Here is a 21,313-nt window from a genome sequence, read left to right on the forward strand (position 1 = left end):
GCCCGGCCGACGGGTCAGGCAGTCGGAAGGGGTTCGACTAGCAGGGCGCTGAGCTGGCGCAGTCGCGGGCCAGGCCCGGCGGGCGGGTTGAGCACCGGGTGGCCCTGGACGGTGACGCGGGCGCCGCGCTTGAGCTGGTCGAACATCGCGTCGGCGACGGTGCCGCGGGCGGCGGTGCACTGGATCTGGACGGTGCGCTCCACGGCCGGGGCGCCGGGGGCCGGGGATATGTGCAGCTCGGTGGCCAGCGTGAAGTAGGCCAGACCGAGGTCCCCGTCACCGGGCAGCCGGCGGAAGCGGGTGTCCTCGGTAACGGTGCCGGTCAGGGCGACGGGTCGGGTTGCGGGCATCGCAGGGTCCTTGTCTGTCTCGGGCCGCTGGTGCGGCCCCCGTGGGGTTGACAGACCTGGTCACAGCTCGCGCGGGCGGGTGGGTGTGAAGGTGCGAGCGAAGCGAGCCCGCGTAGCGGCCGAAGGGCCTTCACTCCCGCCCGCCCGGGGGTGCTAGACCTGCTCGGGCAGGCGACCTCCCGGGGATGCGCCAAGGCCAAGACAGCAGGACCGACGAAGATGCCGAGGCCACCCGGGGCCCAACCAGCCCGGTCCGAGGACAAGCTTCCGCCCGACCGGTGAGGGCGAGGCCGGCCAACTCGCGGGCTGCCTGCTGCTCGATGCCCGCACAAGCAACCGCGCGCACCGACTGATCCGAACACCGACCGCGGCGTCAGCCGATGCGCCACCGCTCTGATCGCCTAGCCGCCAACAGGATCACCCGCTGGCCAACTTGCGACCTCAGCTTCCTGAGCCACGTTGACGCGTCTCGGGGAGCCTCACGGTGCCGGCTCAAGGCATCGTGCGGTTCACGGGTGCCGAGGGGCGACACTGGCAGGTTGACCAGAAGGGCGTGCTGGCCGAGCTTCAAAAACGAAGCCGCTCGCCGTCAGCCGTCAGGTGGACCTAGTTAGTCAGCTTGGCCAGCTCCCTCTCGTATTCACCGCGCTTGCGCTTCGATACGCAGCAAATGCGTGCAGCTCCGATCGAGCTAAGTATTAGGAATGCATCAATGAGCAGCAGGGCTGCACGTGGGAAGCTATACGGATGCCAAGGCGGTAGCCCGATCAGAGCGTGATATGACAAGGAGTAGGTAAGCGCCACCGTGAGGAGTGCCCCAATAGACATGCCGGCCGACAGGCCTCGCAGGACCCTGTATTGACCAATGCGACGCGTAAAATCCCCATCGGTGCGCGGCTCGGCGGACGAGTCTAGCCATGAGTACTGAGCCCAGAGAGCCGCAAAATAGGCCGCCATAAACACGAGTAGGACACCGAGTATGCCAAACGCATCGGTGATGTTCGTGTCCAGGTCGCCTATTGCTCGGGCCGTCCCTATGCCGCACATTTCTTAAGGTATTGATACGTGCGATCGGATAGGGTCATCATACTTCCCCGCCCTGGCCGGCGCGGGTTCTCATAGCTAGTTCCGTCAAGTTGTCGCTGGATCCACTTGCGGATCAGTGCCGACGAGGCGAGAATCTTCCATTCAATAACTTTGCCGCCTTCACCCTTGTCCGCCCCGGCGAGCGTCGCCTTTGCCGCCTGCTGAATGACTGGCTGCAAGTCCGAATCGAAGCGAGCGAATGAGATTTCAATCAAGCGTCGTGCTGACGATGTCGGAATCTTAAACGTGGTCGCAGCGACCGTCTCTAGATCCTTCTCCGGAAGACCGAGTTTCAGCAATAGGAAGACGGCATGCGCGCGAAGTTCAGTCAGGCTGGTAAGCATGACCTTGCCCGTGGCCTGGTCGAGCATCTGCTGAGCACCAACCGCGGCGATAAGCTCCGCGATCTCAGTCGGATCGAGTGATCCGCCGAGCGACTTCTTCAGTCGATCCTTGTCTGCACCGACGAAGGCTACATCTACGTTCATGAGCCCCAGGAGATCACGACCACGCGGCGCCTCGCCCGCCTGGCGGACGATGTGGCGTACACCCGGGTGAACGTCACCACGGGCCGTAGTTGGGCAGTAGCGAGACGACCGACCTGCGGTTTCGCAAACCAAGCCTGCGAATCGCCAACTAAAGCCTGTGGCCACACGCAGTGCGACTGGACTCGATAGATGGCATCTGATCATGCGCCTGAGCTGCCGCGAGCCTCAGAATGTGACTCGCTATCTGGCATCGATCTGCCAAGGTTCTTGGCATTAGCAGGAGTCTTGCCTGAGACGCTCAGCTGAAAACCAGGTCCGCGCGGGCGCCGATACGCTGACGCGCAGGCGATGATCTGCTATGGATTATCGAACAGCGCGGGCAATTCGCTGCTGCACTGCCGCTGTGCGGCACGGACGTAGTCGATTCGGATCCCCCGGAGTGTGGATCGTTCTGCACGAACGACTCAAAGCCCTGTCGCAAAACCTGGTCGCGGCAACGCTTTGGCCGGGCCTCTGGTAGCGATGGCCGATCAGCGCCGCCCGTTGTCTGGTTTGTGTGTTCCCATCCTCTCCCCGCGTCGGCCCTGGGACCCTGTGGGCGGGAAGGATGCCGTCGGTCCTAAAGCGCCCGGCGGCGACAGCTATCGACCCGTTAAGGGGGCAAGCGTGGACGATCGCCAGCCTGATGGCGAGTTCGGGCGGCACATTCCACCGGTGGCGCCGCTGCCCGGCTATGCGCTGGCCGCATCCGCAGGACCTGACGCCCGGCGCAGGGTCACGGGCAAGCAGACGGCATTGGTGTTGGTAACCGCCGCGGTAGTCGCCCTGGCGGTCATTCTGGCCGTTATCTTTCCGTCCGGCGGTCGGGGCCATTCCGCCGGGGAGTCCGGTGGGCTTTCACCGACCACAGCTTCGCCGACCGAGGCCACAGCTCACGGCATCGCGGCCGCCGCCGCCCTGGACGGGCTGCCCGGCATCCACCTGTCCGCGTTCTACGCCCCGTCCGACGGTACCTCCATCACTCAGGCCGAGTTGACCGTCACTAACGACGGGAAGGCTTCGGGCACGTTCGAGGAGCCGGTGACCGGCAAGGCCACCATGGCTTGGTCCGGTGAGCAGCTCTACCTCAAGGGCGACAAGGAGTTCTGGGCGCAGCAGGCTCCGCAGTACGGGTATGACCTGACCAGCAGCGAGCGGTGGGTGGCTCCGGAGAAGAATTCCGGGCACTACATGCTCGGCAGTTTCGGGGTGAACGTGGGATCACTGTCCCCGAAGTCGCTGGCTGCAATCGTCAGGCAGGTGACGTCCGATCCTGCAGCGGTGCAGGAGGACGCGGGCAGTCCCCAAGGCCGCCAGGCGATCTCCTACACGGTGGATGAACAGATGGTCGTGCTTACCGCGGATGCCCCGTACACACTGGTTGAGATCGGGTTTAACCCTGCCAACGCGCGGCCGGTCACGACGGCGGCCTGGCATGGACAGTCCGGCGCCGACGGTGCCCTGGCGGTCAGCATCGACCACCACGTGGAGCTTGCTGATGGTGGCGGCGACGACGGTGACGACGGTGACGACAGGTTCTATAACCCGTATCTCGTTGCGACACCAAAGCCGGCCACGGACAAGGAGGCGGATGCGACCAGAGCCGCGGCAACCGATGCTGCGGCGTCCGCCGTTCCTCCTTCCTCGGACGCGCAGGCTGCCAGGCTGCAGGGCCCGAACTTCGTCACCACGTTCAACAGCCCTGACCTGTGTACGTCTGACCCCTGCTCGTACTCCTTCACTGTTACGAACGAAGGGAATGCGGCAGCCGAGGCGGTACTGCACGTCAGCTTCCCCGGCATCCCCGACATCGTCCACCCGCTCGGCACATTGAGCCCTGGGCAGTCCGAGACCGTCAACGGCACCCGCCCGAACCTCGCGGCGGGCACGAGGGCAACAGTGCAACACACCGACTACTCGTGGGTGTACTCCTCTGCCATTTACGGGCCTGACCCGGCGGTGGGGCAGAGGCTGTATGCACGGGGTCTGAAACCCGACGACGTATTCGTGGCGACCCCACTCAAGCCGTTCGTCGCGAACCTGCTTGACCAGATGACCAAGGACGCCCCCATCACCGATGAAGAGGTAAACAAGAAGGTCATCGACGCACTGCAGAAAGCGAACGACGCGGGGAAGCTGCCGCTACTGATGACGATCGCCGCGAACGGTCGCCTGCAAAACCCCGGGGGCCTCGCCAAACCCCTGTCCGACCTAAAAAAGAAGGGCAATATTCGAGTCCTCGAACAGATCGCCTATCTGCTGAAGACGGATCCCCAGGCGAAGGTCTGGTTCGACGGCGACTACAAGGCCGGCGACGGCCAAACGTACAGGACCGACTACATCTACACCAGTAACCGCGGCGGCCAAGAAGTCCGCCGGGCTGTCCAAGTGAAGACCCTCGAACAGTGGGACAAGTTCTGGCCACGGATGAAGGAGGGCGCGGAACAGCTCAACGGCGAACACACCAACGGCCCTAATGCGGAGAAGGCGCCGCCCGGCTTCGAGCGGGTCCTGCAGATCAACCTCGAACTGACGCCCGAGGACAGAGCTTTCACTGAGGACAAGAGCTACTTCACCAGATTTCTCAAGAGCCCTCGGTACGCCCAGGCGCGACAAAATCTGTGCAAGCGGACCGGCGGCGACCGTATCGACCGGCTCGTCATCGTCAACGGAGCCGGTACCTACGAATGGACCGACCTGACCGAAATCGGCGTGAACTGCCCGAAGGCCACGGGGTGACCTGATGAACGCACGGCCCTTCGGGCGGGCCGTGTACTCCCCGTACAGCACCGTGCCCGTCCCGATGCCACAGAGCCAGATCTATCGGCGAGCTGGCGTCTTCGGACGACGTCGATGGCTCGCCTGCACGATTCTAGGCGTAACAGTGTTCGCGGATGTCGTTATTGTCCACGTGTGACATGCAGGAATAGCGGCCGCAACGCTCTACCGTTCTGAAGCCGGAGCTGGTCACGCCGGCCAGATTCGCGGCCACTCGGCCCCCGCGACCTCCATCCACCGTTCCGAAGGGATCGGCACCGCCAACACCCATCCACTCGCGCGAGTCCCCACCGTTGCCGCCGAAGCTCAGCCCCGCGACACCATGTTCCCGCGGCCATCACTAGAAGCGTGTGCACACCAACGCCGCTAGAGGATCTTGATGCCACTTGCGGTGGCAATCTGCCATCTAACGAGTCCAGTCGCACGCAGCCGGAAGCCGCCTGCGAGCTGAGCTCATGTTCACGAGTCGAACGCAAGTTCGATACAGTGCGCGGCGTGTCCCAGTCCCTGCGTTTCGGCCCGCATCCGCCGGACCTTCAGCCTCCCCCCGGGCCGGCGCCGAAGGACGGGTACGCCCGCTTCGAGAAGCGCGACTTCCAGATCGTACGAGCCCGCGTGGCCGGAACGTGGAGGTTGGGGGTGGTGCGCGAGTGGCGTCGGGGACGCCGCGGGTGGGCGGTGCGCATCGAGCTTCCAGACCCGGCGGGCAGTTCGGTCGACCTGTGGTTCCAGTTCGAGCCCGCCAGCGTTGATCCGGTGGCTGTGGACCCGGATACCGGGATGGTCGTGCTGTTGCCGCCGAGGCTGCGCGGTGGCCCCTCGTGACGCCGTGCGCCACTGTGCTGGGCAGGTGGTGCACGGCGTCGGTCGGCGCTCAGGCGCGTTCGATGCAGGTTCCCCCGCGCGGGCCGAGAGTGATGCGGAAGTCCGGGTAGTCGAAGGGGATTCCTGTGTCCGCGAAGTCGCGGGCGGAGTCCACCATCTCCTGATCGGCGACGCGGTACAGGTCCAGGTACGGATCATCGCCGCACGGGTCAGCGGCGGCGCGCCTGGCCAGGTCGCGTGCCGCTTCGCGCTGCGAATCGTACTCGTACAGCTCTGCACGGCAGTACCCGGGCATTGTCAGGTAGCCCAGGTAGCGGGGCAGGACGGGGGCGGCAGGCATCGGCGGACCTTTCGTCGTCGGGTCGGTGACGGCGCGGTCGCCACCGGCCGGCGAACGGTCGGGTCAAGGCTGCGGTCCGCTTCCCAGGGCCGCACCGCCTTGACCCGACCGGAGACTGCCGGTAGACCACCAGCGCCACACCGGTCCCGCTCGACGGGCAAGGTCAGTGGATTGAGTCGGTGCAGGTGCCGTGCGGCTGCGCGCCACCGCACGGCACCTTTCCTGTGAAGCGGGCTACTGCGGTTCGGCCTGCGACTCAGCGAGTTCCTTCGCCGCCACGTTGTGCGCCGCATCGACCATCTGCTTGGCGGTCATCTTCCCGCTGATCTCGTCGTAGGGACGGGTCCAGGTCCAGAGGAAGTTCGGGGCGTCGCGACGGGTGATGGCGGCGGGATGCCGCAGGTACGGGACGGTGAGCGTCTTGGCGTTCACGCGCATCACCTCGCACCAGGTGCCGCCGATCCGGGCGAAGTCGCCCTTCTGGAAGTCGGCCTTCGACCAGATCTTCACGCCGGTCTGCTCGGCAGCGGCGATGTGCGCCCGCCAGTGCTCCAGCTTCTCCCGCACCTGGGCCAAGCGCCGGTTGATCTCCTCGACCTGCTCGGGGGTGTCGGTGGTCCAGCCGGAGGAGTTGTGACCGGTCTTGAGGGTGTTCTCCCAGAACCGCTCGTCGGCCTCCAGCTGCTTGACCCTGCGCAGGGTGGTGCCGATGTTCTCCCGGCGCTCTCGGTAGGACGCGGCGGCATCGGCCCGGCCTGTCCAGTACTCGGCCTTGTCCGCCTCGCGGAAGGAAGCCTCCAGGTTGTCGAACGCCCGGTTGCGGTAAGCCCGGTCCCGCCGCTCGGAGTGGTGACCGACCAGGATGGGCTGTCCCGTGGGGATCGCCTCCAGCATCCCGTGTCCGGTCTTGGCGCGGGCGTCGGAGCGGGCGGCGGCGTTGTCGGCACGCTCGGCGAAGCGGTCGGCCCGCTCCTCGGCCCGTTCGGTGCGCTCGGCCTCGCCTTCGGCGAAGGAGCGCACGGCGTCGTTGTCGATGGTGGTCTCGACGTCGTGGCCGGCCTCGCGCAGCGCGGCGGCGGTGCGCTCGATCAGCGGCGTGTTCGCGCTCTTGTCGCGCGAGTGCGGCAGGTACCACATGCCGAGGGTCCGGCTGTAGCGGAAGCGGTGGGCCTTGAGCACCGGTCCGGCGGAATCTCCGCGGCTGGTGCCGTCGGCGAGGGTACCGTCGGCCGGGGAATGGGACAGGGTGATAGCAGACATCGAATCTCCTTGAAAGGTGAGGTTGAGGTGATGTCTGCGGGGAGCAGCCGGGCCGCTCCCCGCAGGGGACGGCCTAGGCGTGGGCGAGGGCCGCGGCCTGGAGCGCGTGCGGTCCGCCGAGCAGGTAGGACAGGGGCATCAAGGCGTCGATCTGCGGCAGTGCGCTCAGCAAGTCGATGAGAAGGGTCTGCGCCGGATACCAGTCGTCGCGCCAGGACCCGTCGGAGGCCAGCACGAGGTCCGAGGGAGCCAGCTGCTGCGCGCGCAGAAGCACCGCGGTGACCGCCAGGTCGTAAGGCAGGTGGCGGGTCTGGCAGTAGTCCAGTCGGAACGGCTCGCCGGTGCGCGTTCGCTCAGTCAGGCCGGAGCCGACGCCGGGCGCCAGGACGAAGTTCTCGCCGGAGTCCGGGCGCACGCCGTTGAACGTGATGGTCGAGTCATTGACCAGCGGTTCGCCGATGCCGGTCGGCCCGCCCAGCGCGATGCCGCGCGCGGAAAGGTGGGACAGGATCAGCCGGGAGTCGCTGGCCAGCTGCGGGAAGACCGCCGCGAACGACGGAGAGTCGGGCTGGTAGGCCCAGTAGTGGGTGTAGACCATGGAAGAGGTCCGTCTCAGCTCGGGGCCGCTTGCGCGGCCCGCCGGGTGGTGACGGGCCCTGGCCAATCGCGTCCGGCCTGGTCCGGGGCAAGGGCTCGCGCGCAGCGCGACCGCGTAGCGGCCCGGCCCTTGCGGCGACGCCGGCCGGGGGTGATTCCCCTTGGGCGACACCACCTAGGGCCGCAACACACGGCCACGAGGACACGGACATCACGTCCGCCTGCGATTGCCCGCGTCCGGCCGTAATTGCCCCGAGCGGCGTGCTGGCTCCCAGTAGGCTTCAGTGCTATGAACCGGGAGGAGACCTACCGCCAGATCACCGAATACTGGGCTTTGGTGAATGCGTCTAAGGCCATGCCGTTGATGTCGAGTGAGCGCCGCGCGACGGTGAAGCGTCTGAATGACGAGCATCTGCCGCGGGTCAACGGGATCTTCAAGCTACTCGCTCCCGACCTACGGCCGATTAGAGCTTCGACGGTCAACCAGCACTTAGCCGCAAAGTCGACCGTTGATCGGGCTCTCGCAATCCTCAAGCGCTGGGAGTTGATGGCCTCCTTGCAGCAGATGGTTGGCGAGCCTGTGCTCTCGATGAGCATGCTTGATCCCGTCATCGGCAAGGTTGCATTGCCGCTTTGGGCGGCTGGGAAGTATCGCCAGGCGGTCAATGATGCAGCCACGCATCTGAACACCTTCGTTCAGAGCCGGATCGGCCGCGACGACATCTCCGACAAAGACTTGATGGCGCAGGCGTTCAGCGACAAGCCCCCGGAGGAGGGCAAGGCGCGGTTGCGGTGCCCGGGAAACCCGGCGAATGAGACTGTCCGGTCGCAGCAGGAGGGTGCGCGGTCATTCTCCATCGGCACATTCCAAGCCATTCGCAACCCAGCCCACCACCTGACAGGCGATTGGAACCCGGACTTGGCGTTCCATCACCTCGCGGCTCTCAGTCAGGTCGCCTACTGGTTCCGCTACTGGAATATTGACCGGTATTACTCGCCGCCACCTGATTTGAACACGCTCATCGCTGCAACTAGGAAGTAGCACCCATGACCCGCACGCCTCGACGAAACGGCGACGCGAACTGACGAACGGAGGGCTGCTCGTGCCAGCGAATGTGTCCGAATATCATTCGGCGCTGGGCAACCGGCTACCGTGTGCACGTGAGCATGTGGTGTTTGAACCCCGAGTGCGCGTTCCTGGCCGAGGACGAACCGGCGCGTGACGGCGACACGCCGTGGGAGTGCCCGCAGTGCGGCGAGTTGACCTTCGAGAACGCGCGCACCGCCGAGGTATCCCGTACCGCCACGTTGAACGTCGAGGCATCTGTGACCTTGAAGGTGTCGATCAGCTTCTGGCATTCGTGGGCGCGCATCGCGATCGCGGCAGCCAAGCAGTCCGCGCACTGGCGGGCCGAGGCCGATGCCGCCCAGGAGGGCCACAAGGCCGGGGACCTATCCCGTGAGTTCGACGCCGCGGTGCTGGCGGTCGCGGCGTCCGCGTTCACCCTGGACTCGTTCTACGCCTCGCTCGCTGTGCCGCTCGCGGCGCGCCGAGCGGCACGCGCGAAGCTGAACCCGAAGGCGGCTCGGCACGTTGTGGTGCGCACATCCCTACAGGAGTGTTTCGCCACTGATCACCCTACGCGGCAGAAGTGGAGCACGGATCTGCCGTGGCTGTTCAACCTGCGGGACGCCACCGTCCACCCGGAGCAGCTGTTTGAGGACACGGTGGCGCTGCCCGACGGCTCGATGAGCACCGCGCGTCGCGAGGACTACACCGCGCTATCGGCGGCCCGCGCCGTGGGCGTCATGCTCGACGTACTGGAGTTCTGCGCCGACCACCCTGGCACCGCCTACCCGGAGGCGGCGACGTGGGCATCGTCCGGCAATCGGGGCGGCGTGGGGTCGCTGGCCGACTGGTGGCACGCGAAGGGCTGGCATCCCATGGACGCGGCGGTCGGTCGCAACTGAACCGGAGGCGCGTCAGGACTCTGAGCTTCCGAGATCGCGGCGGCTCCGGCGTCGACGCGCCGCCGCCAGCCCGTTCACGATGGCTGCGGCCACTCCAGGCCGGCAGCGCCGCAGCACTGGTCCAGCAGTTCAGCCCACAGCCTGGAGTCTGCGTGGTCTCGCCGGTCGATGTCGGCTCTTCAACTTGATGATGCTTCACGGTCGTGATCGTCGGCGCCGCGCCGGACTACTGGCGCCACACCTTCATCCCCCACCCACACCCCCAGCGGCCGACCGATCACCATCGGCCCGAAAGTCGCCGGCTTCGAGCAGCACATCCCACTGCTGCTCACCGGCAAGGCCATCGCAGAGGCGGCGGGGCGCCTGCACGCGATAGCTGTCCGTCACCAGCTCGGCAACCTCGACCCAGTCCGTCTCCTCGTCCAGCACCATTCCCACGACATTCACACCCCAGTCGGCCCGGAAGAACGGAGGGCCGGCATGCGCCAGCGCGGCCAATTCCCCGGGCGGCGCCCGGAAGGTCATCAGGACGCCCGGATCGTCCATATCGATGTACGCCGACCCCCTCCCGTCGGTGGTGTAGACGTGCAGGAACGTCCGCCGGCGAATCCGCCAGCGCAGGCCGATCCACGTCGGCTCCTCGTACGCCTCGGGCAGTTCCCCGCAGATCACCCGGAGCCGGCCCACAACGGCGGGTGGAACATCCGCGATGCCGCTCATCTGTACCTCCCGCGCCCATCCTGCCCGCCGGGTAGGACATCAGCACATCAGAGTCTCCAGGGTTGGCGGGGCCGCGCCGACGTCATAGGACTATCGGGCCCAGCTCGGTGACGACGCTGGCAAAGGTTCGGATGAGATCGGTTTCGGCGGCGGTGCGCCAGACAAGCGCGGAACGGGCGAGTGGTGCGTCGCGGATGAGCGGGTGAGCGATGCCGGGGTATGGCGCCAGCCGTCTGGCTTGGGCCGCCTCGCGTTCCGGCTGAAGGCAGGTGGATGAACTGCCGGCTACCTCCCCACGTTGCCGCTTATCCAGGTTCGGTGCTGAGAAACATTCCTATTCATAGTGGGGATTCGATGTCGCGCTCGCTATCGGACACCTCCAATAACCGCCGCCTTCGCAGCGCACGACGGCGCGGCCGTGGCAGCTCCGGGCTCGGCGCTGCGGGCCTGCTCGATGATCTGGGCAATGGAGCGGTGCGGCTGGAAGCTGTGGCCGATCTCCTCTTCGATGGCGGCGTACTCGGCGGCCAGATCCGGGCGCAGCCGGGCCGCGACAATCAGGTCGGCATACGACGCCAGTGGGCACAGCGAGCACGACAGGCGACGGGTGTAGCGGTAGATCGGATGGGAGGGCGCGCCGCTGGCGCGCACGGCCTCCCATACCGCGGTCTCGGACAGCTCGTGAACGGGTAGCCAGGTGGTGACCTCGCGGCGGCCGTTGCTGGCGGCGGCATCGACGGACAGCACGGGCCGACGCGCGCGTGACCTGCTCTCGGCAGCGCGCAGGCCAAGGATGGTCAGCAGACGCGCCGGCCGGCCGGTGATTCCGGACTCGCGGACGGTCTGGGTGTAGAACTTGCGGGCGACGTCCCGTTTGGTCGCCGACGATGCAGTATCTGGCCGTTGGGCTGGGCCAGCGGCCCCGGGCACGGACCAGATCCAGCAGCCCGCCGCGCTCGCGGCGGCGGACTTCGAAGCGCACGCCGTAGTGCGCGGCTTGGGCCGCAGCGATTTCGGCGGCGCCGGGCCACTCCACGTGTCCCAGGTCAAGGTGCAGCACGACCATGCGGTCCAGGACCCCGGCGTCCTCAGCCAACTGCGCCGCCTGGTGCAGCGCGCCGAGTGAATCCTTGCCGCCGCTGCTGTTCACGATCAGGGAGTCGAACCCGCGCACCCAAGCGCGCGTCTGGGTCAGAGTCATTACCGCAGCGCCGCCGTTCCGGCTGCCAGGCTCAGGTTGTCGTCGTCGACTTCTTCCTCGACCTCGTCGAGGTGATAGCCGAGCCCGCGCTCCACGGTGTACTCGGCGTTGCCGCCGATCGCGTCGACCAGGTGCATCAGGTCGCAGATCAGGTCAGCGGCCATCTCCTCCACTCCGTCGACGCACGCACCGTTGTGCGGGCCGATTTGGCGCGTGCGCAGTCCGAAAACACGCACGGCCTCTGCTGCCCAGGCGGCGCGGTCCAGGTTGTCCGGGTAGCCGCCGCACATCTCAGGCTCGAACAGATCCAGGTCGACCGGTTCGTTGGACCGCTCGGGGGCGTGCAGCGCGGTGCGCACGTCGGCCAGCACCGGCCGGAGGGCGAGATCGATGGATGCGGACGGGACGTGGTCGGCGAGCGCGTCGTGCACGATGTGGTCCAGGTCGAGCAGAACCGCGCGGATGCGGGCGAGGTGTGCGTCCTCGGATGCGCCGAGGTCCGGCGACGGCGGGGCGGCGGTGCTCCACGCGGCGGCGGCACGGCGGTGGACGATCGTCCACAGGTCTTCGGCGCCGTTCCCGATCGTCTCGATCTGGATGGGTTCGAACACTGCTTCGGGCGGTGCGGGGATAGTGGCGGCGGGCGGGTTCATGGCGGGTTGGCTTTCTGCTGAGTTGAGATTCGGTGGGCCCGGCCGGGCGGGATGCCGCCCGCCCGACCGGGCGAGGATGGTCGTGCTGTGCCGCGAGGTCTGCTCGCGGTGGATCGACGTGGGCGCTAGCGATCGAGCGCTTCTGCGAGCTGCTCGAGGTGGTGGCCTGCTCGGCAGAACTCGCCGCCCAGGACGCAGCACACCTCGCAGCGGTCGGCGTGCCGCTCGTAGATCCATTCGGAGAGCCGGGCCAGGCGGCTCAGTGCGGAAGCCACAGGCTTGTCCATGGCAGCTCCTGACGGTTCGGGCGCATGGCTGCGCGGGCGAGAGGAAAACCGGGGAGGGAGGGGCCGCGCCGAGCCCGGCGCGGCCCGGCCGGTCACGCGCCGGCGGTGGCCCACTGGTCGGCGCCCTGGGCGGCGTAGGTGGAACCAGCGCGCGGGGCCTTGATCGGCTTGGCCTGGGCGTATCGCAGGCTCGGGCCGACCTCGTCGACTTCGAGCTCCACGACCTGGCGCTTGTTGCCGTCGTCGGTGGTGTAGGAGCGCTGCTTGAGTCGGCCGGTGATGATGGCGCGGTCGCCCTTGCTGAGCGATTCGGCGATGTTCTCCGCCCCATTCCAGGAGTAGCAGGGCATGAAGACGGTCGAGCCGTCCTTCCACTCGCCGGTGGACCGGTCGAGGTAGCGCTCGGTGCTGGCGACGGTGAAGTTGATGACCGCCTTGCCACCCTGCGTGAAGCGCAGGTCCGGCGCGCTGGTGATGTTGCCGATAATCGTGGTGGTGGCGCTGATGCTCATGAGAAGTGCTCTTTCCGTGGAAGGTCCGCCCCCGGTGCGGGGCGCAGCCGGGCTGTCCGGCTGGTGTCGTGGTGACGGGCCACGGAACAGCCCGCGGGTTGGGTCTGGGGCAAGGGCTCGCGCGCAGCGCGACCGCGTAGCGGCCTGGCCTTTGCGGCGGGCCGGGCCCGTGGGCTCCGATGGGCGAGGAACCACAGAACGGACGTATCGGAGGTCTGCACCGTCGCCGGGGTGGGATACACGGAACGCGCTGCCCGAGCGCTACGTCCTGCCCACGATCCGGGTGACGGGCGCCGCTGGTTGGGCCGACGCCGAGAAGCGGGTCCGAATCATCGCTGTCCCGGCGCGGCTGAAGTCCGTCCCCGGCGGCAAGGGGGACAGGGCACGCGGACTGCGAGCCTGCTCGCGGCGAAGGGGCGAACCCGGCGCATAGTCAGAAGGCGCGAAGAGAGCCCGTAGACTCGGCTGCGTCCTAGCCGCCGCTGGACGCCGGTTGAGAGCGTGTGGGTCGGCGGCCGGGACGGGCGGTCGGCCGGTCCTTATGCCGAGGCTCGTCGCCCCGTTCGCGGGGTGAGCCGACCGCCCGCCGCACCCGGTTAGCCACGCCTACGTGACTCGGCTTCCCCGACCGCTGGGCGGCGGGTCTGCCTTAACCACCGCGGCGGCGAAGCGCGCGCTTCGCAGCAGCATCGTACGCGCTTCCTGGAAGGCGGCGGTGACATCGCCCGGCGCCGAGGACGAGCCGGTCACCAGGAGCATTCGTGCGGAGGCGGTGACGGCCTGCTGGATCGCGGAGGTCGCCGGGTCGATCGAGGCGGTGAGCCCCGGCGGGTGGATCAGGGCACTGTAGGTGTTGAGGCGGAAGGCCATGCCTCGTCGGGGGCGACCATGGAAGATCATGGCCAGTCCGGTGGCGTAGCCGGTCACGGCCGACGGGGCGTACTGCTCGTCGGGCGCGTACAGGTCCGCCCGCGCTGCCAGGGTGTCGATCGCGGCGCTGATCAGCCCGGTGTACCAGGCGATCCGTGCGCCCGGGGGCAGGTTCGGCGCGGGCTGATCGAGCGGGAGGATCATCAAGCTGGTGCAGGCGGCGCGCAGGCCCTCTATCACCTGGGCCTGGTTCTTGGTGGGTTCGGGCGGCTCGTGGCCGGGGTTCGGGTCGGTCATGGGTTCCTTCGCGCTGGTTGAGAAAGGTGGGTCGCGCGGTGCGGCGATGCCGCGCCGCCGCGCGCGGATTTCGGGGGATCAGGGCTCGACGGTGCCGGTCAGTCGTAGTCCGGGATCGGCAGGGTGCGCCAGATCCGCCCGGTCCACACCTGCCAGGCCACGTCCCCCGAGCCGTGGGCCGGGCGGGGCGAGAGCTGCCGGGCCACGCCCATCAGCTCGTCGTGGGTTCGCGGGCGCTGGTCGACCTCGGCCCATCCGGTGATCCGGCCGTCCATGGTCTGCCGGGCATAAGTGCCAGCGTGTCCGTGCACGTCGCGCACGATGGACGCGCAGTCGAACTCCTCGACCAGCAGTTCCATGACCGCCTCCGGGTCCAGGGGCGCTCCGTCGCGGCGGCAGTCGGCGGCGAACGCGGCGAAGTCCGCCCACGTGTACACCGAATCGTCGTCGGCCGCGAAGAACTCGGTCTCTCCGGTTCCCGCGTTCTCGATCGTGCCGAGCATCCGCTCTCCGAGCCGCACATACGCGACCCAACACAGCCCGGCACGGGTCATCGGCAACTCCGACACGGCCGTGACCCGCGGAGCGCCGTCCGGGACCAGCAAACGAATGTGGGGAAGCAGGGGCATGACATACTCCATTTGTCAAAGTGAGGGTGAGATGGCCGGCGGTGCGGCGGCGAACAGGAACGGCCTGCCGTCCGCCTCGGCTTGCCACTGGCCGAACGTGCGCGTGCCCTGGCGCCGTTTTTTTCCCGCCTACGCGAGTGCTGTTCGTGATGTTCGTCGGGGTCTGTGTCCTGGAACGTCACGACCTCGTTTGCCAACCGGCGTCGTGATGTTCGCGATGTCAGGACAGTTGGCATGGAGGACACATGGCACAGAGGCTGACCCTGGAGCAGCTGCGGGTACAGACGGTGCGGCACGGCGACGGCGGCCGGTCGTACACCATCTTCGACTCGACGAGCGGGGTCCACGCCGCCGCCGAGCGGTACCTGTCCGCGTACGCGGGCAAGGGCTCGGACAGGACGTACGCGTACCTGCTGCTTGATCATCTGCGGTGGCTGGAGTACGAAGGGCTGTCGGCGGAGACCGTGAGGTTCCGGGATCTCGAGCGGTACATGAAAGCGGTCGGGGCGAAGGTGCCGGTGCGCTACGGATCGCCTTGGCGCGTTGGCAAGCGCCCCTACCAGAACGACGCTCTGCGCGGCGCGGCGGCCTGCTTGAAGGGGTTCTACCTGCGTCAGGCGGAACTCGGCGTCAACCGGACGCTCGCCGAGGCGCTGGACGTGCAGCGGCTGCCGACCCAGCGCGACCGGGACCGGGCGATGCTGGGCCACATCAAGCGGAGCATGGAGGCTGTCTGTGGCGGTCTGAAGTGGCCCGGGTGTGGCTTGAAGTGGCCCTGGGCCAGTTGCGCCTGTGGGTGTTTTGTCTGGAGGCGGTCTGAACTGGCCCACCCCGTCATGGTCGACTCTTGAGCTGGCCGGCCTGGGTCTCTACTGAGGCTGAGGAGCGCACTCGGGCCGAGCCCGGGCCACATCGATCGGAACTTCTCCTCTGGACGGCCAGCAGACCGGGCCACTTCTAGCCACACCCGGGCCAAATGAAACCGCCACAGACAGTGGCTGCGGCGCGACCGCCTTGATCGTCCGGCGCGAGGGGGATCGTCGCTACTGCGGCACCTGCTTCCGCGCCCCCGAGGACACGTGCACGATCTGCGGACGCGTCCGGCAATGCTACTTCGCTGGCACCGACCAGGCGCGATGCGAGAGTTGCAGCAGCCAGCTCAACCCCAAGGAGTGCTCCAGCTGCGGCCGGCTACAGCGCATCACCCGCCGCATGCCGGACGGCAGCGGGCTCTGCGCACGTTGCGCGCTTCCCGACGGAGCCTGCGAGGTCTGCGGCCGAACCGCGAAGCTCAGGGGCTCCTCACCGGAGGGCAAGCGCTGGTGCTCCAGTTGCTCCACCAAGGAGCGGCGCGGACGAGAAGGCGACTGCGCCGAGTGCGGAGGTCGTGGCCAGATCCACCGATTCGGGCTCTGCCACTCCTGCTCCTATGCTGCTGGCCTGCGCGAACTGCTCAGCGGCTCTGACGGCACGCTGCGACCGGACCTGGATCCGGTCCTTCGCGCACTGCACCGCGGGGACCCCGCCTCCGGCCTGAACTGGCTGAGCAACCGCGCCCCCAAGACGCTGCTCCCCCAGCTCGCAGCGGCCAACGGTCCCGTCACCCACGAACTGCTCGACGACCTCGGCTTGAGCCGGGCCGTCGCCCACATCCGCGCCGTCCTGGTTACCTCCGGCGTCCTCCCCCAGCGGGACGAACATCTGGCCCGCCTAGAGCGGTGGCTCGGCGAGGCCCTGCGACAAGTCGCCGATCCCGCCGAACGACGCATCGTCAAGAGCTTCGCAACCTGGCACCACCTTCGACGCCTGAGACGAGCCGCTGAAACCGCGCCCGTGACCTACTCGCAGGTCAACGTCGCTCGCCGGGACATCCAGGCCGGCATCGCACTCTTGGGCTTCCTCCGCGCCCGCGGAAGCAGCCTCGCCACAGCCAGCCAGGCCGAGATCGACATCTGGCTCGACGGAACCAGCTGGATGCGCCACCTCGCACGGAACTTCGTGGTCTGGGCGGTCCGCAACCGTCACGCCTCCGGAATCGACATCCCGCCCACGCAGAGCGACCTGACGACCGTCGTCATCGAGAACGACCGACGATGGAAGCTCGTCCGCCGCCTGGTGGATGACGCCCAGATCGACCTGGGCACCCGCGTCGCCGGCCTGCTGCTGCTGTTGTTCGCACAGCCGCTCTCGCGGATCTCCCAGCTCCGCGTCGAGCAGGTCGGTCACCAGAACAGCGGCGTCACCCTGGCCATCGGCGAAGTTCCCTTGCAACTCCCGCCACCGCTCGACGATCTCGTCGATGAACTGGTCCGGCACCGACGCGGCTACACGGCCAAGAGCAGCGACGATGACTCGAACCCGTGGCTGTTCCCCGGCGCCCTGCCCGGCCAACCGCTGACCGCCAAGCGGATCATGCACAGACTCCAACCGCTCGGGATCCGCGCACGGCCCACACGCAACACGACCTTGTTCGAGCTGTCTGCGGAGCTCCCGGCCGTCGTCGTGAGTCGACTACTGGGGCTCAACATCGACACGGCGACCAAGTGGAACCGCCGCGCCGGCGCTACGAGGGCTGCCTACGCTGCCGAGATCGCCAGGCGGCCCCGATCCAGCGAACGCAAGCGTTCCGACAGGAGCTAGCCCCAGTAGTGCGGAAAACAGCGGACACATGTCGGAAATCTGCGTTCGTTCGGTCACCGACTGGCTGCCACGCCCTGGACGGCACACCAGGCATCTCAGGATGACAACCGGATGCTTCGTTGCAGCCGCCTGGCGTCCTGCCACAGTTGGTGAGTAGTGGCGGACTCTTCCTCAGTGACCCTCAACACTTGCATCAACTCATAGACACGATCAGCGGACGGCAGCCTTCGCCCCGTGAGCCAATCACCCAGTGTGCTCCGCCCAACATCTACACGATAAGCAAGTCTTTTATGGGGTTCGTCCCGGTCATCGATGATATCGCGGAGGTTTGCCGCAAATCTCTTCACGGCTTCGCGAGCTTCAGCAGCAGCCGCTTCGCGGGCAACTGCGGCTCGACGAGGCTTCTGTTGATCTTCAACCGCAGCCGTCCAGGCAACCAGGGCAGCACGCTCAGCTGCCCGCTGGCCATCGTCGTCTTGCTCGTCCGAGAACAGTCCTTGGACGATCCTCTTGACCAGGTCCCGGCTCGGGAGATCCGGACCTCTCAGGGCCCGGTGAATGCCCGAACCCGAACGCAAGCATCTCCGGGCAAGCTCCTCGATCGTGTGATCACCATGCCGCAGCACGAGGTCCTGCATGAGCACGAAGAAGTCGTATTGCGGCCCTGACGGCGCCAAAGGCAGCCCGATCCGCTTCTTGGCCACAAGATCGCCTCCGTCTATATCCCGACTACCTCCATCTTACATGCACCTCATATCCCTTTCTCAGTAAAGCCTCTACCTGGGGGTTCCGGAGAAGAGTAGAACAGAGATGCCCGGAACAACCGGGCGTCAACGGACGTCCGCCGGACCTGATGGTGCTACGGCTTCTCACACACGAGCCCAATAGGCCCGGCGGCCGCCTCAACCGAAAGCAGAGACTGAAATGCAGAGCTTCCGGCGCATCAAGGATGCCCTAAAGCGGGCGTTGAAGGGAAGGAAGCGGCTCGCCACTGCCGTGATCACCGCTGCGGTCGGCTTCGTCACTGGCGCGCTGCTGCCTGAAGCCAGCGTCCTCACGGGGGCCGCAGTCGCCACGGTGGCACTTGTGTTCCTCCAAGTGAGCTTCGCCATCACGGACGGACGGAACAACGGTGCCAGTCCGGCTTCCAACAGCGAGTCACAGACGCCACCCATCGTGGTAGATCAAGTGGACAAGCCTGAACTGCCAACCGACTCGGCCGCCTGACAGCCGCCGCCGGTCCCAGGGCTGATGCCCTGGGCCGGCGGCCAAGCAGCGATGAGAGATGACCGCCGCATTCGGGAGGTTCCAATAGCCGGGCCTACCAATACAGGTCGCCTCCTCGGAGATCGACGAGGTACTGGACCGGGTCTGGGTCGCAGGCCCCGGCTCGGCGAACCCCGGCAAGCTGCTCGCATCGCCGTCCGACGGCATGACCAAGGCCGAGGCCGAAGCGATGGCTCTGGACCTGACCAGGCGCAGCACCCCAGCCGAAGGCGGCTTCTGCACCTTCCAGCCCGTGGTTCGCGGCGACGCCTGCCCACGGAACATGGACTGCCACAACTGCGACAAGTTCGTCATGTCCGCGGCCGACCTCCTCTACTGGCGTCGCAAGGCCGAACAGTGGCATACCCTCGCCGAACGCGCTCCGGACGACGCGACGGCCGACTACCTCCACTCGGTCTTCGAGCCCACCGCACGGGCGATCGACGGGCTGGAGAAAGCGCTGGCCGAATTCGGTCTGCTGGATGGGGCGCTTGCGCTGGATCTGCGCCGCCCCCAGGACTACTTCCATCGGCTCTGGAGCCTCGCGTTCCGTGCCAGCGACCTCGCCGGCATCGATGATGACGATGACCAGCCGGAGGAGACGGAATGACGACCCCGAGCGTTCCGGACGGGCGCACCTCCCGCGCGCTTGCCGCCCGACGCGAACAGACCGACTCCGCCCTGACGCGACTCAAAAGCGTCCTCGATCACATGGCGAAAAGCCGGACACCGATCACGATGGCGGCCGTCGCCCGCAACGCAGCGGTGTCGCGCACGTTCCTCTACGAGCACGCCGAGGCGCGAGCGCTAGTCAACGCCGCGATCAATCGGGCCGCCGGCCGACGCGTCCAGGACCGCCAACGCGCACAGGACGAACTCGAAGCGTCCTGGCGCGAGCGCGCCCTGAACGCCGAGGCCGCGCTCACCACGGCTCACGCCGAGATCCTCGCCCAACGAGAGCAGATCGCGGAGCTCATCGGCCAGGTCCGCGACCTGCGCAGCGCCTGGTCCGAAGACGACATCATGCGGATCGTCACCGACAACGGAAACCTGAAGAGGCAGGTCCGTGAACTGGCTACCGAAGGGAAATCCCTGGCCGCGAAGCTCGCGGCAGCACGCGACAACGTCCGCTTCGCCGACAAGCGCATCGCAGACCTCGAGGTCCAGATCATCGAGCAGAGCCAAGACCCGACTCTGCTAAAGCAGGCCGTCTCCAGCATTGCGGTCCTCACACCGAGACCAGCGACCGCGACGGGATCCACTGCGATCTGACGCCAATTCCTGAGTCGGGGCCCGGCGTCAGTTGCTGGACCCCGACCCCACGCTTCGCCTTCAGAAAGACCCGTAGCCGGCGGTCGTGGACACAGGGCACACGCTTCACGCCGGAATCTGCAACTGGCACAATTAATCAGCATACTGCGATGCCCCTTATGGCATCGGCCAGGCGGCAACCAGCGACGATCTTCTGTACGTTCAGCCGGGGAGGGCCCGTGAACGAACCGATCCGCGCGAAGGAACGCGAGCAGCTGATCAAGTGGATCGACCTCATGTGCACCGACAGTCCGCACTTGAGCGACGCTGCGCGCAAATCGATGGCAGAGATACGTGGCCTGATTCATGAGATGGGTGACGCTCACTGGTTCATCCAGTGGGCACCAACCATCGCGGAGGCGCCCGAGAGGGTCACGAATCTGCTGCTCTCAGCATTTGGCTCAGGGTACCGAGCTGCCGACTTCGCGGTACACGCGCTCGCCCACCCCAAGGCCTTCAGCCAACTCGTGAATGGGATTGCCGCAGGCGAGGATGCCCGAACCCTGGCGGCCAAATTCGTCGAAGCCCTTCCGGGCACGGCAACCGCCGGGGCCGCAACGACGCCCCTGGAGGACCTCGGTCGGGAGACAGCCAAGCAGATCGGCGAGGCCGCTCACGGCCTATCCACGGCACTCGCCGAGATTCTGGCCGAGACAACGGCCGACAGCTCCGACGTTATGCACTTCAAGCGAATCGAATACCACCTCGAAAACTGGCAGAACCACGGCGTCGCTGGCGATGAGACGCTGCTGTGGGAGAACCTCAACACTTTCGTCAAAATGGCTCAAGGGATACCGCCGGACCTGCACGGAGTCACGCTCGGGCCGTCGGCCGAACCGGGCGACAGCCCGGGAACGGCACAAACTCCTGCTCATCGTCCGCTCACAGAAGTCGAGAATCGAAGAGATGAGACGGGCTTTGCCGCACATACCTCAGGCTTCATGGAACCCGACCCGCCTGTGGCACCTCTGACAGTCGACTCTGTCGAGACACCCCAGCAACCGGAGGTCGTCGCGTCGTTCGCGGAACCGGACTTGTCACCGGCGGCTCCGGATATCGCCGCGAGCTTCATGGAACCCGACCCGCCTGTGGCACCTCTGACAGTCGACTCTGTCGAGACACCCCAGCAACCGGAGGTCGTCGCGTCGTTCGCGGAACCGGACTTGTCACCGGCGGCTCCGGATATCGCCGCG

24 protein-coding genes and 1 pseudogene are annotated in these 21,313 nt (G+C 67.0%); 12 read left to right on the top strand and 13 right to left on the bottom strand.

Going from position 1 to position 21,313, the window contains the following annotated elements:
- Nucleotides 1-14: 14 nt before the first annotated feature.
- On the bottom strand, nt 15-350 hold the full coding sequence (locus ABD481_RS28745) for a hypothetical protein (protein ID WP_344668912.1): 336 nt from the start codon (nt 348-350) through the stop codon (nt 15-17).
- 1,034 nt (nt 351-1,384) lie between these two features.
- Complete coding sequence (locus ABD481_RS28750) at nt 1,385-1,924, bottom strand: hypothetical protein (RefSeq protein ID WP_344668913.1); 540 nt, start codon at nt 1,922-1,924, stop codon at nt 1,385-1,387.
- A 666-nt stretch (nt 1,925-2,590) separates the two neighbouring features.
- Here ABD481_RS28750 and ABD481_RS28755 point away from each other — a divergent pair.
- On the top strand, nt 2,591-4,702 hold the full coding sequence (locus ABD481_RS28755; RefSeq protein WP_344668914.1) for a hypothetical protein: 2,112 nt from the start codon (nt 2,591-2,593) through the stop codon (nt 4,700-4,702).
- Between the two features lie 534 nt (nt 4,703-5,236).
- A complete protein-coding gene (locus ABD481_RS28760; RefSeq protein ID WP_344668915.1) occupies nt 5,237-5,566 on the top strand; it encodes a hypothetical protein in 330 nt (109 codons plus the stop codon).
- Nucleotides 5,567-5,615: 49 nt separating this feature from the next.
- Here ABD481_RS28760 and ABD481_RS28765 read toward each other — a convergent pair whose 3' ends face one another.
- From ABD481_RS28765 to ABD481_RS28775, 3 genes are all read right to left on the bottom strand, one after another.
- The gene (locus ABD481_RS28765; RefSeq protein WP_344668916.1) at nt 5,616-5,906 is read right to left on the bottom strand and encodes a hypothetical protein; all 291 of its coding nucleotides are present in this window, start codon (nt 5,904-5,906) and stop codon (nt 5,616-5,618) included.
- A gap of 234 nt (nt 5,907-6,140) precedes the next feature.
- Complete coding sequence (locus ABD481_RS28770) at nt 6,141-7,166, bottom strand: DUF3560 domain-containing protein (RefSeq protein ID WP_344668917.1); 1,026 nt, start codon at nt 7,164-7,166, stop codon at nt 6,141-6,143.
- A gap of 73 nt (nt 7,167-7,239) precedes the next feature.
- Complete coding sequence (locus tag ABD481_RS28775) at nt 7,240-7,764, bottom strand: hypothetical protein (protein WP_344668918.1); 525 nt, start codon at nt 7,762-7,764, stop codon at nt 7,240-7,242.
- 288 nt (nt 7,765-8,052) lie between these two features.
- Between ABD481_RS28775 and ABD481_RS28780 the strand changes: the two genes are divergently transcribed.
- Both ABD481_RS28780 and ABD481_RS28785 read left to right on the top strand, forming a co-directional pair.
- Entirely contained in the window at nt 8,053-8,805 is a 753-nt protein-coding gene (locus tag ABD481_RS28780; protein ID WP_344668919.1) for a TIGR02391 family protein, read from the top strand.
- Nucleotides 8,806-8,924: 119 nt separating this feature from the next.
- Entirely contained in the window at nt 8,925-9,734 is an 810-nt protein-coding gene (locus tag ABD481_RS28785; RefSeq protein WP_344668920.1) for a hypothetical protein, read from the top strand.
- Nucleotides 9,735-9,977: 243 nt separating this feature from the next.
- On the opposite strand, the gene ABD481_RS28790 is transcribed toward ABD481_RS28785, so the two are convergent.
- A complete protein-coding gene (locus ABD481_RS28790; RefSeq protein WP_344668921.1) occupies nt 9,978-10,454 on the bottom strand; it encodes an MmcQ/YjbR family DNA-binding protein in 477 nt (158 codons plus the stop codon).
- Between the two features lie 366 nt (nt 10,455-10,820).
- A complete protein-coding gene (locus tag ABD481_RS28795; protein WP_344668922.1) occupies nt 10,821-11,384 on the bottom strand; it encodes a phosphoadenosine phosphosulfate reductase domain-containing protein in 564 nt (187 codons plus the stop codon).
- 67 nt (nt 11,385-11,451) lie between these two features.
- Here ABD481_RS28795 and ABD481_RS28800 point away from each other — a divergent pair, with 67 nt between their 5' ends.
- Nucleotides 11,452-11,580: a hypothetical protein gene (locus tag ABD481_RS28800; protein WP_344668923.1), complete on the top strand. Its 129-nt coding sequence runs from the start codon at nt 11,452-11,454 to the stop codon at nt 11,578-11,580.
- A gap of 74 nt (nt 11,581-11,654) precedes the next feature.
- Here ABD481_RS28800 and ABD481_RS28805 read toward each other — a convergent pair whose 3' ends face one another.
- The 5 genes from ABD481_RS28805 to ABD481_RS28825 form a co-directional block, all read right to left on the bottom strand.
- Nucleotides 11,655-12,308, bottom strand: a complete 654-nt coding sequence (locus ABD481_RS28805; protein WP_344668924.1) for a hypothetical protein — start codon at nt 12,306-12,308, stop codon at nt 11,655-11,657.
- Nucleotides 12,309-12,433: 125 nt separating this feature from the next.
- On the bottom strand, nt 12,434-12,595 hold the full coding sequence (locus ABD481_RS28810; protein ID WP_344668925.1) for a hypothetical protein: 162 nt from the start codon (nt 12,593-12,595) through the stop codon (nt 12,434-12,436).
- A 92-nt stretch (nt 12,596-12,687) separates the two neighbouring features.
- Nucleotides 12,688-13,107 (bottom strand): single-stranded DNA-binding protein, encoded by a 420-nt coding sequence (ssb, locus tag ABD481_RS28815; protein WP_344668926.1) that lies wholly within the window; start codon nt 13,105-13,107, stop codon nt 12,688-12,690.
- 606 nt (nt 13,108-13,713) lie between these two features.
- Complete coding sequence (locus tag ABD481_RS28820; RefSeq protein WP_344668927.1) at nt 13,714-14,274, bottom strand: hypothetical protein; 561 nt, start codon at nt 14,272-14,274, stop codon at nt 13,714-13,716.
- A 98-nt stretch (nt 14,275-14,372) separates the two neighbouring features.
- Nucleotides 14,373-14,903: a hypothetical protein gene (locus tag ABD481_RS28825; RefSeq protein WP_344668928.1), complete on the bottom strand. Its 531-nt coding sequence runs from the start codon at nt 14,901-14,903 to the stop codon at nt 14,373-14,375.
- Nucleotides 14,904-15,148: 245 nt separating this feature from the next.
- On the opposite strand from ABD481_RS28825, the gene ABD481_RS28830 reads away from it, so the two are divergent.
- Together ABD481_RS28830 and ABD481_RS28835 are read left to right on the top strand one after the other, a co-directional pair.
- The gene (locus ABD481_RS28830; protein WP_344668929.1) at nt 15,149-15,754 is read left to right on the top strand and encodes a hypothetical protein; all 606 of its coding nucleotides are present in this window, start codon (nt 15,149-15,151) and stop codon (nt 15,752-15,754) included.
- 163 nt (nt 15,755-15,917) lie between these two features.
- Entirely contained in the window at nt 15,918-17,543 is a 1,626-nt protein-coding gene (locus ABD481_RS28835; protein ID WP_344668930.1) for a hypothetical protein, read from the top strand.
- A gap of 95 nt (nt 17,544-17,638) precedes the next feature.
- Here ABD481_RS28835 and ABD481_RS47460 read toward each other — a convergent pair whose 3' ends face one another.
- Nucleotides 17,639-17,794 carry a hypothetical protein gene (locus ABD481_RS47460; RefSeq protein WP_425559313.1) on the bottom strand — a complete coding sequence of 52 codons (156 nt, stop codon included), beginning with the start codon at nt 17,792-17,794 and terminating at the stop codon, nt 17,639-17,641.
- Between ABD481_RS47460 and ABD481_RS28840 the strand changes: the two genes are divergently transcribed.
- The 5 genes and pseudogenes from ABD481_RS28840 to ABD481_RS28860 form a co-directional block, all read left to right on the top strand.
- Complete coding sequence (locus ABD481_RS28840) at nt 17,732-18,211, top strand: hypothetical protein (protein WP_344668931.1); 480 nt, start codon at nt 17,732-17,734, stop codon at nt 18,209-18,211. The genes ABD481_RS47460 and ABD481_RS28840 overlap by 63 nt on opposite strands.
- Nucleotides 18,212-18,467: 256 nt before the next feature.
- Nucleotides 18,468-18,770 (top strand): hypothetical protein, encoded by a 303-nt coding sequence (locus ABD481_RS28845; RefSeq protein ID WP_344668932.1) that lies wholly within the window; start codon nt 18,468-18,470, stop codon nt 18,768-18,770.
- 205 nt (nt 18,771-18,975) lie between these two features.
- Nucleotides 18,976-19,419, top strand: a complete 444-nt coding sequence (locus ABD481_RS28850) for a hypothetical protein (protein WP_344668933.1) — start codon at nt 18,976-18,978, stop codon at nt 19,417-19,419.
- Nucleotides 19,416-20,081: a DUF6262 family protein gene (locus tag ABD481_RS28855; RefSeq protein WP_344668934.1), complete on the top strand. Its 666-nt coding sequence runs from the start codon at nt 19,416-19,418 to the stop codon at nt 20,079-20,081. Before ABD481_RS28850 ends, ABD481_RS28855 begins: the two co-directional genes overlap by 4 nt.
- 218 nt (nt 20,082-20,299) lie before the next feature.
- Nucleotides 20,300-21,313: pseudogene (locus ABD481_RS28860) on the top strand (hypothetical protein); the annotation flags it as partial.

It is taken from the genome of Catenulispora yoronensis (assembly GCF_039531695.1).
Taxonomy (GTDB): domain Bacteria; phylum Actinomycetota; class Actinomycetes; order Streptomycetales; family Catenulisporaceae; genus Catenulispora; species Catenulispora yoronensis.